At 68.6% G+C, this 14,665-nt stretch carries 15 protein-coding genes; 8 read left to right on the top strand and 7 right to left on the bottom strand.

Features of this window, described 5'->3' with window-relative positions:
• The first annotated feature begins 39 nt into the window (after positions 1-39).
• Together FXF51_RS22105 and FXF51_RS60925 are read left to right on the top strand one after the other, a co-directional pair.
• A complete protein-coding gene (locus FXF51_RS22105) occupies positions 40-630 on the top strand; it encodes a TetR/AcrR family transcriptional regulator (protein WP_148436420.1) in 591 nt (196 codons plus the stop codon).
• A gap of 235 nt (positions 631-865) precedes the next feature.
• Entirely contained in the window at positions 866-1,024 is a 159-nt protein-coding gene (locus FXF51_RS60925; protein WP_187414506.1) for a hypothetical protein, read from the top strand.
• A gap of 269 nt (positions 1,025-1,293) precedes the next feature.
• Here FXF51_RS60925 and FXF51_RS22095 read toward each other — a convergent pair whose 3' ends face one another.
• On the bottom strand, positions 1,294-1,623 hold the full coding sequence (locus tag FXF51_RS22095) for a hypothetical protein (protein WP_148436419.1): 330 nt from the start codon (positions 1,621-1,623) through the stop codon (positions 1,294-1,296).
• Positions 1,624-2,059: 436 nt separating this feature from the next.
• Here FXF51_RS22095 and FXF51_RS22090 point away from each other — a divergent pair, with 436 nt between their 5' ends.
• Together FXF51_RS22090 and FXF51_RS22085 are read left to right on the top strand one after the other, a co-directional pair.
• Positions 2,060-3,355 carry an FAD-dependent oxidoreductase gene (locus FXF51_RS22090; protein ID WP_148436418.1) on the top strand — a complete coding sequence of 432 codons (1,296 nt, stop codon included), beginning with the start codon at positions 2,060-2,062 and terminating at the stop codon, positions 3,353-3,355.
• Positions 3,356-3,394: 39 nt separating this feature from the next.
• The gene (locus FXF51_RS22085; protein WP_148436417.1) at positions 3,395-5,011 is read left to right on the top strand and encodes a thiamine pyrophosphate-dependent enzyme; all 1,617 of its coding nucleotides are present in this window, start codon (positions 3,395-3,397) and stop codon (positions 5,009-5,011) included.
• A gap of 717 nt (positions 5,012-5,728) precedes the next feature.
• On the opposite strand, the gene FXF51_RS22080 is transcribed toward FXF51_RS22085, so the two are convergent.
• From FXF51_RS22080 to FXF51_RS22070, 3 genes are all read right to left on the bottom strand, one after another.
• Positions 5,729-6,646 carry a hypothetical protein gene (locus FXF51_RS22080; protein ID WP_148436416.1) on the bottom strand — a complete coding sequence of 306 codons (918 nt, stop codon included), beginning with the start codon at positions 6,644-6,646 and terminating at the stop codon, positions 5,729-5,731.
• 39 nt (positions 6,647-6,685) lie between these two features.
• Positions 6,686-7,570, bottom strand: coding sequence for a GNAT family N-acetyltransferase (locus FXF51_RS22075; protein WP_262379725.1), 885 nt, complete (start codon positions 7,568-7,570; stop codon positions 6,686-6,688).
• Positions 7,571-8,321: 751 nt separating this feature from the next.
• A complete protein-coding gene (locus tag FXF51_RS22070) occupies positions 8,322-9,329 on the bottom strand; it encodes an endonuclease/exonuclease/phosphatase family protein (protein ID WP_148436415.1) in 1,008 nt (335 codons plus the stop codon).
• 238 nt (positions 9,330-9,567) lie between these two features.
• Between FXF51_RS22070 and FXF51_RS60920 the strand changes: the two genes are divergently transcribed.
• Genes FXF51_RS60920 through FXF51_RS22050 form a run of 4 tightly spaced genes read left to right on the top strand, consistent with a single transcriptional unit; the run spans position 9,568 to position 12,602 of the window.
• Positions 9,568-9,717: a hypothetical protein gene (locus FXF51_RS60920; RefSeq protein ID WP_187414505.1), complete on the top strand. Its 150-nt coding sequence runs from the start codon at positions 9,568-9,570 to the stop codon at positions 9,715-9,717.
• Entirely contained in the window at positions 9,714-10,646 is a 933-nt protein-coding gene (locus tag FXF51_RS22060) for a BadF/BadG/BcrA/BcrD ATPase family protein (protein WP_148436414.1), read from the top strand. The genes FXF51_RS60920 and FXF51_RS22060 overlap by 4 nt, the downstream gene beginning before the upstream one ends.
• The gene (locus tag FXF51_RS22055) at positions 10,643-11,866 is read left to right on the top strand and encodes a hypothetical protein (protein WP_148436413.1); all 1,224 of its coding nucleotides are present in this window, start codon (positions 10,643-10,645) and stop codon (positions 11,864-11,866) included. The genes FXF51_RS22060 and FXF51_RS22055 overlap by 4 nt, the downstream gene beginning before the upstream one ends.
• Positions 11,853-12,602: a sugar isomerase domain-containing protein gene (locus FXF51_RS22050; protein ID WP_148436412.1), complete on the top strand. Its 750-nt coding sequence runs from the start codon at positions 11,853-11,855 to the stop codon at positions 12,600-12,602. The genes FXF51_RS22055 and FXF51_RS22050 overlap by 14 nt, the downstream gene beginning before the upstream one ends.
• A 55-nt stretch (positions 12,603-12,657) precedes the next feature.
• Here the strand turns inward: FXF51_RS22050 and FXF51_RS22045 are convergent, their stop codons facing one another.
• The 3 genes from FXF51_RS22045 to FXF51_RS60915 form a co-directional block, all read right to left on the bottom strand.
• Positions 12,658-13,068, bottom strand: coding sequence for a hypothetical protein (locus FXF51_RS22045; protein WP_148436411.1), 411 nt, complete (start codon positions 13,066-13,068; stop codon positions 12,658-12,660).
• Between the two features lie 146 nt (positions 13,069-13,214).
• On the bottom strand, positions 13,215-14,330 hold the full coding sequence (locus FXF51_RS22040) for a transglycosylase SLT domain-containing protein (RefSeq protein WP_187414504.1): 1,116 nt from the start codon (positions 14,328-14,330) through the stop codon (positions 13,215-13,217).
• The gene (locus FXF51_RS60915; protein ID WP_187414503.1) at positions 14,327-14,641 is read right to left on the bottom strand and encodes a hypothetical protein; all 315 of its coding nucleotides are present in this window, start codon (positions 14,639-14,641) and stop codon (positions 14,327-14,329) included. The genes FXF51_RS22040 and FXF51_RS60915 overlap by 4 nt, the downstream gene beginning before the upstream one ends.
• Positions 14,642-14,665: the final 24 nt, after the last annotated feature.

Here is a 14,665-nt window from a genome sequence, read left to right as displayed (position 1 = left end):
CGAGACGGGACCGTACCGTCCACTCGCTAAACTGACCCCATGACACGTCGCACCCCCACCGGGGCGGCCGTCCTGCAGACGTCCGTCACCGAGGCCATCACCGAAGCCGTGCTCGACGAATGGGCCGAGCACGGCTACGGGCGGCTGTCCATGGAGGCGGTGGCCAAACGGGCGGGAGTGGGCAAGAGTGCGCTGTACCGCCGCTGGGCGTCCAAGGAGGAGATGGCGATGTCCGTGATCTCCGAGATCCTGGCAGCCGAGACGTCCGTCCCGGACACCGGCTCGCTGCGCGGCGACGTGCGCGCCGCCCTCGACGCGATCATGGAGCTGTACGTCCACCCCCGCTTCTCCCGGATCCTGCCCGATCTGGCGGCCGAGGCGGCGCGCAATCCGGAGCTGGGCCACGTCAACGAGTCGATGGTCTGCACACCGCGCCGCGAGCAGAGCAGAGTGATGTTCGAGCGGGCGATCGAGCGGGGCGAGGTGCCGGCGGACCTCGATATGGAGCTCGTGCTCGATCTGGTGGTCGCGCCGATCTACTGGCGGCTCAGCGTGCGGAGGGTGGAGGCGGGTCCTGGATACCTGGACGGGCTCACCGACATGATGATCCGGGCGATGTCGTCGGCTTGACTCTCCAGTCGGTGGAAGGTGCAGGGGCTCCAGCGTGAGTGACGGGCAACCTGCGGACGCGCTTCATGCGAGTGGAGGCCGTTCTCTTGAACTTACTTTGTAAAGGCAGCCGGGATGTACAGCGATCTATCTTTACCCGTCAGACGGAACGGGCTTCGCCCGTGCTTCCTTCAACAACCACAGGGTTCGCCATCCTAGGTTCGAGGACCTTGACTCCCACCGTGAAGGCTGGACCTTGCATCAACTTCGCCACGGCGCCCTGCAGTCCCTGGCCGAGGCCGGCCGCACCGCATCTGAACTCCAGGCCGAGTCCGGCCACCAGAGCCTGGCCAACCTCGGCCGCTACCTCCGCCTGGGCGAGGAAACCTCCGCCCGCATCACCACCCTCGCGTGAGGAATTCCTGCGCGCCCATCCCGGTGGTGGACGCCCGCCCAAGCACGGCGGCGAATTCGTCCTGGCCGACCCGGCCACCTGGCCTGAACCTGCGGTGAGCACGATCACCTGACACCACTCACTACGGCAAGGCCGGATCTTTCGAGAATGGATGCTCCCCGCAAGTGCCGGGGACTTTGACCCGCGCACGTCCAGGACATAGACGAGGAGACGGCATCCGCAGGCCTGCCCGGCGGTAACTGCCCGGACAGGCCCGTTCTGGTGTCCGACTACGACGGCGGGCAGGTCTTCTTTCCTGACTTGTAGCCGGCGGCGTAGCCAACGTCGTAGGCCTCGTCGTCGGAATATCTTCCGGTCTGGCGGGGCGGGCCGCATTTCGCCCCCGCCTCGAATCCGTCCGCGTAACCGTCTACGCAGAACGGCTTCTCGTCCTTGTGAATCTTCCTGCAAATGGGCGGCACGGCATTCGAGGCAGTCGCGGCGTGAATCTCGCCGGAGCTGACAGGTATGGAGATGGCTGAGGCGTGCGAGATGCCGATCGACCCGAAGACCAGGGTGGCGATCAGTGGACTGGTGATGAGCAGATGGGTTGGGTGCATCCTCGTTCCTTCCTCATGAAGGCGGCCGATTCCCGATGGACGTCGGGACGGCACCCTGGATGGCCCGGTAGGGCGAACCCTCACGAAGGCGAACCTGGAGTTCTGCTTGCCGCACCCTCTCGGATGAGGGTGTTGTGCCGGTGGGCTGCCGATTTCCTGTCCCGGCTCGTCGGCGCTGCATCCGGCCGCGTACCGCCGTGGGGCGACGCGTTCTACCAGCGTATTTCGGCTCAGCCGCCAGTCCAGGCGGTTGACTCCGATATTCAGCACGCTTTGCCTGCTGGTGTGGGTCGGCGAGGCGCTCGGCTGCGCCGGGGCGGGTCACGGCTAGGGGGACGGCCTGCCAATATTGGACTTTGACTCGTATGGCAGGTTTTAGGCGTTCATCTGCTTTATGAGAGTTTTGTCGGGTGCGGCTAGCCGATGAAACCGGCTCGTGTCCAGCACCAACATCGCGTGGAGCCGATATTGCCCCTACCGTGCCGCAGTTGCGGGACGTCCGGGGCGACCCCGAGAAACAACTGCCCTGGCCAGGGTCAAGGCTTGGCGACGGTGGGCCGGCCCTGCCCTTGCCGGGTATGAAAGCCGGCAACCCCCGATGGCATGCAGAGACGATCAGTCGGGGGCCGGCGCGATGCACGTTCGGGAGCTCATCAATCTGCCGACACCGGACTTCTCCTTCGATCCGAGCGTGCCCGGGGCCTGCGTCACCGGAGTGCGTCCGTATCGCAAGGGGACCTTCCGGCTGAACTCCGAGCAGACGTCCGGCCGGTTCATCGTCCACAACTACGGTCACGGCGGCGCCGGCATCTCGTTGAGCTGGGGTTGCGCGGCCAAGGTGAAGGACGTGGTCCGGCAGTTCCTGACCACGTCGCCCCAGACAGAGGCCGCGGTGCTCGGTGCCGGCGTCATGGGCCTGACCGCCGCCACGATGCTGCTCGACCTGGGGCTCAAGATCAGGATTTTCTCTGACCGCAAGCTGACGGACACCACGTCGTTCAAGGCAGGCGGCCAGTGGGCGGTGTCCGTCGTCGAGACGGCCATGAACCAGCAGGACCTCAAGGCGATCATCAAAACGTCCTACACGACCTTCAAGGACAGCATCGGCAAGGGCTTCGGCGTCTGCGAGCGGCCCAACTACTGCCCCAAGCCGGCCGACGGTCTGGAGATGGTGCTGAACCTCCTTCCAGGCCTGCTGCCGGCCCGCCAGCGGCTGGATCGCCTGCCGTTCCAGAACCACACCCAGCCCGGATTCCTGTATCAGACGCTGCTGATCGAGCCGCCCATCTTCCTGCCGCGGCTGAAGAGTGATCTGGAGGCGCGCGGCGTCACCTTCGTGGACAAGAAGTTCGCCTCCAAGGCCGACATCTTCGCGACGGTGCCGCAGAAGATCATCGTCAACTGTACGGGGATGGGCTCGAAGAAGCTGTGGAACGACACCGAGATGGTCGGAGTCAGAGGCTACCTCGCGATGTTGCCGGCGCAGCCGGCCCTGCAGTACCTCTACAGCCGCAACGGCTACCTGTTCCCGCGCTCCGACCACGTCATCATCGGCGGCACCACCGACCGGGGCAAGGAGGACGAGGACCTCAACCCCGCCAAGTGCAAGGAACTGGTGGACGTCCTCGCCGCCGCGTTCGGTCAGCTGGCGCCCATGCCGATGCCCATCGATCACATCGACCACCCGCGCAACAGGCGGCTGGTCGACCCCAGGCTCTCCGTCTCCGACTGACCGATCCCCGCCCCGGCGGGCCTGCACTGGAGCGTCATCGTGGCTTTCACCGTCGCCGACTACGTGCTCAAACGGCTGACCCAGCAGGGGGTCGACACGCTGTTCGGCGTGCCCGCCGCCTACTGCGCCGGGCTGTTCGACGCGGCCGGCCGTAACGGCGTCAAGCCGGTCGTCACCGCGAGCGACCTCGAGGCCGGCTACGCGGCCGACGGCTACGCCCGGACCAGAGGGCTCGCCGCGGTGGCCGTCGCCAACGGCGCGGGCACGCTCAGCATGCTCAACGCCATCGCCGGCGCCTTCGTCGAGCGCAGCCCGGTCGTCGTCGTCAACGGCGGCCCCAACGCGGCCAACCTCGCCAACCTGACGGACTTCGACGTCCTGTTCTCGCACTCGACCGGGCAGCCTGACCACGACCTGAGCACCTACAAGCTGGTCACCGCGAGCGCGGCGCGCGCCGCGACGGCCGCCGCGGTGCCGGGCGTGGTCGACGCCGCGATCGCCACCGCGCTCAAACGCAAGCGACCCGTCTACATCGAGATCAACCGGGACATCTGGACGGCGACCTGCCCGGCCCCGTCCGGATCCCTGCCGGTCACCGAACCGCCTGCGGGCACCGAGGAGCAACTCGCCGGCACGATCGTCGGCCTGGTACGCGCCGCGACGTCGCCGTTGATCCTGGTCGGCATCGAGATCCAGCGCCACGGGCTCGCCGACAAGGTCGCCGACCTGATCGCCAAGCTCGGTGTGCGCTGGTCGGTCCAGTTGCCGGCCAAGGGAGTGCTGCCCGAGCAGGGCGACGGCTGGGCCGGCGTCTACGCCCCGCCGCACTCGCTGCCGGCCGCGAACGCCGTCGCGCAGGCCGACCTGCTGGTGATGCTCGGCTGTGTGTTCCCCAGCAGCTACGCCACGCTCGTCCGTACCGGCACGAACCGCATCATCACCGCCTACGACGGCAAGGTGAAGATCAAGACCGCCGCCAAGCAGAACGCGCAGCTCGGCGCTCTGATCACCGCACTCGTCACCGAGGCCGCCAAGGCGGCGCCGCGACCGGTACCGGCCGCCGTCGACCCGGTCACGCCCACGGCCGCGGGCCCGCTGACCTATCGCCAGGTGTTCGAGCGCATCGGCGCCGCGCTAGACCCGTCCTGGCTGGTCATTCCCGACACGTTCCTCGGCGTGCACTCCGCCGCTCACCTACCGGTCAAGGGCCGCGACGGTTTCCTGTGCGGGGCCGTGTGGGCCTCGATCGGACACTCGGTGGCGGCGGCGGTCGGGGCGTCGTTCGGATCGCCCCGGCGCCCGCTGGTCATCTGCGGCGACGGTGGCTTCCACATGACCGGCCAAGCGCTGTCCACCATGGTCCGCCACGTGCGCAACCCGGTCGTGGTCGTGATCGACAATGGCATCTACGCCTTCGAGCAGTTCCTGCTCGACGCCGACTACTTCAGCGATCCCACCAGCCAGCCCAAGCCGTACGTGGTGCTCAACCGCTGGGACTTCGTCAAGTTCGCCAACGGGCTCGGCGTGCAGGCCGCCCAATCCGTCACCACCACGGCGGCCCTCGACCAAGCGCTCGCCACGGCGAAGGCGTCCAGCGCGCCGGCGCTGATCGTGGCCAAGGTGAATCCGCGTGACCTGCCTGCTGAGCTCGGCTGAACCACGCCACACTGCCCCGGGCAGGTCTGCGAGGGGAGGGGCGCAATCCGAGGTGCGCCGTTGCAGGCCGGGGGGATCGGGAGCCGGCCGAGACGCAGGTGCAATCGGCCATGAGTCGATCTTGACTCCGTGAGACACGTCTTGATCACTGCAACCGAGGATGAGTCGGCGCCCTGCGCCGCCGTGCTCGGGTGCCGCTCATGCCCCGGTTCAAAAGGGAGCGCCGCAGCATGTCGGCTCTCGCCAGGACCGTTGCCGGGCTGACCGCGGCCGCTGTCATGTCCATGCCGATGCTCGTCCCGGGCCCTGCGCGTGCGACCGCCTCTGCCACCTGCCAAGCCGGGGGCATGACCGCCGCCTCTTGGAGGCGTGCTTCGCGGTGCACTCGCAGGCTGGTCACGCCCGGCCGGGCACGCATCTCGGCGAGGCGCGCGCGGCCCTTGACCGCGCGCTGGTAGACGGATTCCCGCCGCATGCCGAGGATCTTCGCCAGTTCTCCGAAGGAGTGGCCGCGGGGCTTTCCTGGTTGAGTGCGATGGCGATGTTCATGGCGTCTCGCAGGTGTTCACGCAAGGGCTCTACACGCGCCAGGCCGACCGGGTCGTCCCAGAGCCGCCTGGCGCGTGTTGGCCGGTACGGTGACATCGCGTTCGGCCTGTCCGTTTCCCGGCTGCGCGCACCGCGAACACCATGGAGGCAACGCGTCTCCAGCATCGGTCAGATCGGCAGAGCGCCCCTGAAGTGCCAGGGGGTCACCTCGGGGTGAGTGGTGGCGAGCCGGCCGTCCGAGAGGTCGTCGGCCAGCATCAGGGCGTCGGGCGTGACGCTCAGGTACGCGGCGGCGGTGTCGGGGTCCGCCTTCTCGTCCTCCTCGTCCTCGAAGGAGAACGGCCCGCGGTGGCGGCGGCCGTCGCGGCCGACGTACCAGAACCCGTCGTCACTGTCGTACGCGTCGTTGTAGTAGGCGTGCGCCTCGCCGCAGACGCCGCTGAGCCGGTCCGCCCAGTCGACCAGGTGCCCCAGGCTTTCGTGACCGAGGAAGAGGATCCGCCAGCCCTGCACCGGCGGCGAGATGAAGATCCGTTCGGCGTACTGCGGCTTGCCCGCGGGACCGGTCATGGTGATGAAGTGCTCCTCCATCACCGCGGCGTGTACGCCCATCGGGACGGTCGCACGGGTCAGGTGGTGCAGGCCCAGTTCGGCCGTGATCGCCTTGAGGTCGTCGCCGCGTACGGTCACCCAGAAGCCGGGCCAGTACCTCGGCCGGCGGGACCCGCCATCCCCGGCGTCGCTGAGCCGGAGCCGGACCAGCCGCTCGACGGCCGCGCGGTCCCGGGGGTCAAGGCGGTGCGCGGCGCCCAGGCTCGCCAGAGCCTCCAGTGCGTACCGCCGCAGCCGTCCCGGCCCGTCGCGGCGGATGCGCAGGAACTCATCGGCCGCTCCGCCGACCTCCTTGAACCAGTCCTTGAAGATGTGCGGAAGCGCGCCCTCGTCCGCCGCGATGTCCAGCAGTTCGGCGACGATCGGCGCGCCCCGATCCAGGAACTCCCGCTCAACCTCCCTCTTGCCGTCGAAGCGCTCGCCGCGCAACGCCTCCACGATGGAGCGGATCTCGTCCCGTGTGCCCTCATTCATGATCGTCGAGGATATCGGGTGCGGTCCTGCAGTCGATCTTCATGTGTTCCGCTCTACCATGTAGTACGTCTTGCGATGGAAGCCGGTCACCGTGGCGCCCTCCGCCATGAGGCCGCCCAGCAAGTCGCGCACGGCGTGCCGCCACGCCTTGGCGGCGCCGGCGTCCACCTTGCGCAGCCGTTCGATGTCCTCGGGGACCGCGATCAGCACCACGCGTCCGTCGGTACGGCCCTCGACCGGGCGCTCGCCGTCGTTGCCCAGCCCGACGACGGCGTCCTCCGGCACCGTCGGCAGGTGCGGCACCCGCCGGACCGCCGCCTCGACCCGTGGATCGGTCAGCGGCCACACGGCCAGGATCCGATCGGACTCGTCACCCTGGTTGATGGCATCGGCCATCACGCCGTAGAAGTTCGGCAGGTACTCCGTCGGCCGCGCGCCCAGCTTGGCCAGGTTGAAGTGCGCGTTGCGGCGGACCAGTGGGTCGTAGGTCCAGGTGATCTGGGAGATTCCACGCTCCAGCGCCCAGAGCCGCTGGTGCAGCTTCAGCTCGAAACCGATGCCCCGGCCTGCCGTCGCGCCCGTGGTGTTCGAGTGCAGGGTCGAGTCTCGTCCGAAGAAGCCCACCGACGCCCCGACCATCAGGTCGCCGTCGAAGGCGCCGGAGACGTAGTTGCCCACGTGGGACAGCGCCCGCATCAGCCCGGCGCTGAGCGGCCGGCCGTCCGGCTCGAACTCCCAGATCCGCTCGAACAACTCGTCGACCTGCTGGAACTCCTCGTTCGCATGGAGTTCCCTGATCATCGTTGAGTGGTCGAACGCGGTGGCTCCCGGCACGTGCACACGGTCGCCGTCGATGATGGTCCCGGCGTGTCCGATCTGTTCCCCGAAGGTTGATCCGCTGAGGATCTCGCGTCGCTCCGTCACCCACGAACGCTACGAGGACCAGGGACGATATGTCCAACACGCACTGGTCGATGAGTCGATATCGGTAAACGTATGGGTCGTGCCGGGCGTCCAGCAGATGCGGAGCACGCCGTGCCGACTCGCGGACGACTACGTCTCCCGGCTGGAGCCATGCCTTGAGCGAGGGCACCGTCCGCAAACGCCAAGACGATCACTGTCGCCGCACCCGGCACACCACCGCCGGCCACGGCGAGTACCTGTGGCCGAGCGACAACACGAGCCACAGCACCGACTACACCGGCTTGCGCATTCGATGTCAGCGGGTGGGCGTGAAGCCCTACACGTCCGCGGTCTCGCAGCATGCTGGCCGGCTTGTTCGCGTGCACGGCGAGCGAGTCAGGCGCAGGAGGTTCAGGCGGCGAGGCAGTGCCGTCGTAGCCTGCGGCGATGCGGCTGCCGAGCTGTTCAGGCGGGCTCGGCGGCCTCCTCGCCGGTTGGCCTTGGTGCATTTGCCGCACCGGGACCATCCGGCGGTTGATCGCCTTGGCGCACTGCGGCCGCACGCCGAGGCGTTTCTCGGACACTCCGGCAACGTCGATGGCAGGCGCTGTCCGGACGGATCGCCCGGCTGGAATCCATGCTCGGCAGGCGCCTGCCGAGCCGGCTCCAGGACACGCGTCGCCGCAGCATGCGTCCCGCGGACGCTCTCTCCTACCGTAGGGCCGGGTGACCACGCGATCGCCTTCGGGGCTCAGCCGGACCGGCTTGGGCGTCACTGCCCGGCCATGACCGAGACGGTGGCGTCGACGATGCGGTGGTCGGAGCAGGGTTTGTCGCGGTTGGCGCCGCAGACGTGCCCGATGGGGTGGGCGTCCGCTCGGTAACTGACCAGCCGGTCGGCGGGGGCGAAGATCAGGTCGACCTTTCCCGACTGGCCGCAGGCGCCCAGCTGGTTGCTCTCGGTGGTCTGCTCGCCCCAGCCCGGGCACACGGGTTCGCGGTCGTCGAGCTCGTGGTAGTGGCCGACGTTGCCGCCGTTGGCGGCGCTGTCCACCGAGGCGTCGTACCAGGTGTTCAGCAGCGGTGAGTGTGGCTGCACGTTGAAGTCGCCCGCGACGATCGGGACGTTCCCGCGGGAGCGGTAGGACTCCAGGACTTCGTGCACGGCGGCGAGCTGGCCGGCCCTGCCGGCGGCGACGGTCGTCAGGTGGGTGGTGCAGAACCTGGTCCAGGGGCGTGCCGCGACGGGTGCGCAGAGGAGTTTGCGTTGCTTGCCCGACCCGTCGTAGGGCAGGGGCTCCCGCAACGTGTCGCCCAGCGCGTAGCGGCTGAAGATCGCGATGCCGATCCCGTGCCCGGCGCAGTAGCCGGGATCGCCCGCCGCCGTCATCGGCTCGTAGCGGGCGAAGTTCGTGGGACTCTGCGGCCAGCCCATCTTCTGGAGGGCGTCGATCACGGCGCTGTACTGGTTGCGGCAGATCTCGTTGATGGACACGAAGTCCGGCTGGCGATAGCTGATCGAGCCGGCGATCGCCTGGATGATGCCGTTCGTCGTCGAGCCCAGGTGCTGATGATGCCCGGCCATGTTCCAGTGCCAGATCTTGTACGTCGCGGTCGTGGGGGAGACGGCGGTCGCAGGGCCGGCTGCCACCGCGTTCTGCCCGCCACTCGTGGCGGCGTTCGCGGTCGCCGGTACGAGCCCGAGCACTACGAGCAGCGCCACGGCGGCCGGGACCGTCCGGCTACCGTGGATGAAGATGATCCGAATCCATGTCGTCATTCGACGCGTCCTCACAAAGATCAGCGTAGGTGGGATATTTCGGGCACGACGGAAGTGTGTCCAGAAGATTTGTTGCGCCCGCCCCGCCACGCGGCCTGGCTACGGCGATCGGCAGGGTCTCTGGCCGCTTCTCGGGGATGTCGGGGATGTCGGCGCCGGTCACGTCGTCGGCGTACCCACGCCAGATCTCCGGCGTCGGCAGCCGAGCAGGTCGTCCCGCGGCGCCCACAGAGTCCCCGTGGGACTGACCCGATTCTTCGGCGAGTTCGCCACCGATCGGGCGGCGCTCTTCGCCGGTCTGGTGATCGCACTCGTGCCGCTCGCCCTGGTCTTCGCCTTCGCCATCAAGCAGATCATCGCCGGGCTGACGGCAGGGATGTCCCGGTGAGCACACACCAGACCGTCGTCTGCGTCGACGGCGGCAAATCCGAGCTGCGCCTGCTGGTGACCGACGGAATCCGCCGTGAATACGGCGTCGGGCCAGGTCTGACCTATCACCCCCACGAGGACGGTGTCGCCCGCGTCCTGGAAAGCGTCAGATGCGCTGCGGCCGGCCTGGCGCGGCCCGCGGCCCCGGCGGCCGTTGTCGCGGGCCTCACCACGGTGCCGGGCGACCCAGCTCGGCTGCGCCTGCTCGCCCAAGGCTTGGAAGAGCTCTTCGGCGGCCCCGCGCTGGTGGTGGAGGACGGATTGCTGGCGCACGCCGGCGCGCTCGCCGGGGCGGGCACGGTGATCTGCGTGGGTACGGGCACCACGGTGCTGGGCATCGGAGCGTCGGGCCGGAGGGTCAAGGTCGATGGCTGGGGCCCTGCCCTCGGTGACCGCGGCAGTGCGTACGCCGTCGGCTTGGCGGGCATGCGCGCGGCCACCGCGGCGCTCGACGGCACCGGACCGGCCACTCCGCTCGCCGAGCTGCTGACGCGTGAGCTCGGTGGCACCGACCTGCCGAGTCTGCAGGCGTTCTACCGCGACGCCGAACCGGTCGCGCGCATCGCGGGCTTCGCCCGCGCCGTCCTGGAGTCGGCCGATCACGACGACGTGGCAAGCGCGATCTGCGACGAGGCCGCGGAGCAGCTCGCCGCCGCCGCGGCGAGAGCGGTCGCCCGGCTGCCGGACGCGGGCGACCGGGTCTCATGGAGCGGCCGCTTGCTCGAGTCCGGCGAGGTTCTGCACACGAGGCTGGCCGCCGCGCTCGCCGGTCGCGGGCTGCCCCTGCTCCCGCCGGTGGCGGGTCCGCTGGAGGGCGGGACGGTGCTCCTGCGGCGGGAAGAGCCTTACCGATCATTGTTGCGTACCGGAATCCGAGGTCATAGATGAGAGTCGGACACGGTGTCGATCACCTGCGGATCGTTGCCGGCGAGGCGATGGGGGGATATGCCGACCGCCCACACGGGCTGTCCGGCGTTCTCGATCCCCTTGAGGTGCACGCCGTCACCTTCAGGGACGGGCAGCACAGGTTCGCCCTCATCGTGGCGGACCTGGTCTGTGTGAACAGCGACGTCGTGGAACGCATCCGAGCCGGCGCGAGGAGCCTGGCGATCGACTCGTGCTGGGTCGCGGCGACCCACACCCATGCCGGACCGGAAGCGGGCTGCAACCCGGGCGGCGCCCCGACACCTCCGGAGCTGTCCGAGCGCCTGGAGTCAGCCGCGATGCGCGCCACCTCCGCGGCGCTCGCGGACGAACGGGACGCCACGCTGCACGCCAGCCGCGTACGCGTTCCTGATCTCGCCAGCCGTCGCAACCTCCCGGAGTTGCGAGCGATCGACATACCGGTGGACGTGCTCGTGGTGAGTTCGGAGGGCCAGGTCGCGGGGATGATCGTGATCTCGCCCGTGCATCCCACGGTCCTCCCGTACGACAACCACAGCGCCAGTGCCGACCTCAGCGGAGGCATCAGGCGCGCGCTGCGCACCCCCACCCGCTGGGTGGTGGCGGGCACCGGCCCCGCCGGAGACATCAGCACCAGGCACACCCGGCGTGGATGCGATGAGCACGAGATCGACCGGCTCGCCGCACTCGTGGCCGATCGTCTCCGCGGCGGAGTGCGTCCCGCGGACGCGCCGGGCAGTACGACCCTCATTCCTCCAGTGCCGGCACGCGTCCGGCTTACGGCGAAGCAGCCGGGGGAGGCGGTGGCCTCGGACGACGGCGGTCTCACCGGGGGGCGCGGTCTGAGCGTGCTCGAACAGGGACGGCGGATCGCACGCGACCTGATGGCTCGCGATCACTCCACTCCCTACGAGATCGAGGTGCAGGCGCTCGCGCTGGGTGCGGTCACGCTGGTGGCCGTGCCCGGCGAGTTGTTCCTGGAGCTGGGAGAGCAGATCCGGGCCGGGGCCGCGGCGCCGGGCATCGACGTCGTCGTCCTGGGCTACGCCAACGGCTATCTCGGGTACCTGCCGAGCCGCGCCACGCCGACGAGCTACGAGACCCTGGTCAGCCCCGTCGCCAGGGGAAGCGGCGAACTCGTCGTCGCGGCCGCGATCGACGCGGCGGCGCAACTCATGCACCGGAGGAGAGATGACCGCATCTGAGTTCGCAGCGCAGGCTCCAGCCCTGATGAGCCGGGTCCTGGACACCCAGATGCCGGCGATACAGGAGGCTGCCGCCTTGGTGGCCGACTCGCTGGCCGCGGGAGGCGTCCTGCAATCCTTCGCCACCGGACACTCGAGAGTCGTGGCCCTCGAACTCACCGGACGCGCCGGCGGGCTCGCCCCCGCCGGAATGCTGAGCGTCAAGGACCTGGTGATGTTCGGCGGAGCGGATCCGAAGGAGATATTGGACCCGACGTACGAACGGGTTCCGGGTCTCGCCGAGCGGATCTACGAGCTGGCACGACCCCAGCCGGGCGATCCCTTCCTGATCGTGTCGAACTCCGGCGTGAACGCGGCCGTCGTGGAGATGGCGCACCTGGCACGCGAACGGGGACACCGCGTGGTCGCCATCACCTCCCTCGCGCATACCCGCTCACCGTCGGCGCGGCACACTGCCGGTCCTCACCTGGTCGATCTCGCTGACATAGTGCTCGACAACCTCGCTCCTGCCGGAGACGCGAGCGTGGAGCCGGCGCCGGGGATCCGGGTCGGAGCGGTCTCTTCGTTGACGGGTGTGCTCATCGCCCAGGTGCTCACTGAACTCGTGTGCCGCCGCCTGCTGGATCGGGGAGTCGAGGTGCCGGTGTTCGTGTCCGCCAATCTCGCCGGCGGTGACGAGGTCAACGCGAGGCTTCGGGAGCGGTACCGCGGGCGCGTGCGTTCCGTTGAACCTTGATGACGAGCGGGACTCATCGCAGGTGCCCTGGCAGGCGGGCAGAGCAACATGGCGATCACTTGATCCGCTCGTACCCGCCACCGGAGTCGGCGGTCTTCGTACCGCCGGAGAACTTCACGTAGGAACCGGTCGGGACAGCGTGGTAGACGGGCACGGTGTGGAGAGGCGTGATCTCCTCGTTCTTCACCACGCCGGCTCCCTTCACATCCACCGCCGACCAGACCAGCGTGCGTGCACCCACCTCCTTGGTCTTGAAGGTCACGGCGCACGCGTTGCGCTTGGCGGCGTTGTACAGCAGGTACGCGACGCCACCCGTGAACGACGCCTCACGCTTGACCTGATATCCCGGGCCGCAGACCACGGCGGGTGTCTCGGCCGCCTGACGCGAGGCCGACGCGGTCGTGGTGGTGCAGACAACAGCGATGCCGAGCATGGCCACGCCGACCGCCGTCTTCATCAAAGTCATGCTTTTTCTCCAGGTGAACGCAGACAGATGTGCCGCACGGGTAATGATGCGGCGCCTGATCGCCCCGTGTCGTTAGCGTGGAACGCAGACCGTTGTGGAGATCGACGCAGAACCTCGAGCCGACGAGAGCCCGGCGCTGCTTGCGCTCAATAGGGCTTGTAGCCGCCGCCTCGCTCTAGGGACGAGATGCCGGGGTGGCCGCCGAGACCTCCGTAACGGCTGTAGGTGTACAGCACGCCCGCGATGATGTTGTCCACCGGATCCAGGATCTTGCCGTGGCCGGGCAGGGCGTGCGCGTTGAACGTCGGCGGGATGGTCTGCATCAGGCCCTGGGACGGCACGCCGTTCTGGGCGTTGATGTCCCAGGTGTTGACGGCGCCGGGGTTGCCGCCGGACTCGTGGTAGATGATCGTCCAGATGCGGTTGACGTCGGCGGGGTCGTTCGGGTCGAGATCGCTGACGTCGATGGCGCGTTCGCGCATGGTGTCCGCCATCTCGGGCGATCTGATGATCGTCAGCGCCTGCTTGATCCACTCGACGACCTCGGCCTTGGGCGCGGGGGTGCCTCCGCCTGTCGATACTCCGCCGCCGGAGCCGCCACCCGGCGCTTGCTCCTGGAAGGGCGTCCTGGTCCAGACGACCTTCTCCTCGCCAGGAACGAAGTCCGGCCCGCCAGGAGAGGGGATGTCGGTGAAGAAACGCAATCCGGCGTCGAGGTGGCCTTTCAGCGTGTCCCTGGCGGCGACGACCGCGTCCTCGGCCTTTTTCACGTGCCCCTTGGCCGAATCGATGGTGCTGTTCATCACGCTGAGCATGCCGGGATTGGTGCTCAGCGCCGCCAGAACGGCGGCCTCGTTCGCGCCGGGATTGGCGGTCCGGTATTCATTCATGTGCGTGACCGCGCTCGCCAGCGCCTGCTTGCACAGCGCCTCGACATTGTTGTGCGCGCTTTCCATCGCATGGGCGAGGTCGACGAGCGCTTGGGCGCCGCCGCGAATGGCGTTGTTGAATTCCTCGCCCGCCTTCGGATAGAGACGCATATGCCTGTCGAAGGCGTCCGCGGAATCCCCTTCCCATTTCAGGTCGACGTCGTTGACGTGCCTGACGAGCGCGGCGGTGGTGCTCGCCGCCTGGAACGAGCACGCTCGCCAGGCGGAGGCGATGTCCCTGATGCCCTGAGGGACGCCCATCACCTTCTGCAGCAGGCCTGACAGCACATCGCCGCTGGGCAGCCGGGTGATGTCGGGCGCGTCGAGGCTCATGCGCCGGATGCCGCCGCGGCCGTGCGGAGATTGGTCTCGACGTCGCTGAGCGCCCGTTCCACCTCCGCCAGCTTGAGCCGGCCGCTCTCGATCTCGGCCCGGACGGCGGCCCAGGTCGCGTCCATTTGCGCGGTCAGGTCGGTGACATTGTTCAGCATGCCGAAGAGCGTCGGATCCGTCCGTTCGGCAGGGGTTTTCGACTTGCTGTCCTTGAGAATGTCGGCGAGATTGAACTCCTGGGACGCGGTGCGGACCCGCGTCCGGCACTCGTCGAATGCCTGGTAGGAGGCGTCTACAAATCCTGTGGCCATGGGGATGGAGCATACTGGATATCA

It is taken from the genome of Nonomuraea sp. PA05 (assembly GCF_008086045.1).
Classification (GTDB): Bacteria; Actinomycetota; Actinomycetes; order Streptosporangiales; family Streptosporangiaceae; genus Nonomuraea; species Nonomuraea monospora.
The sequence above is the reverse complement of the archived record's forward strand: the minus strand, read 5'-3'. Positions and strand labels throughout refer to the sequence as shown.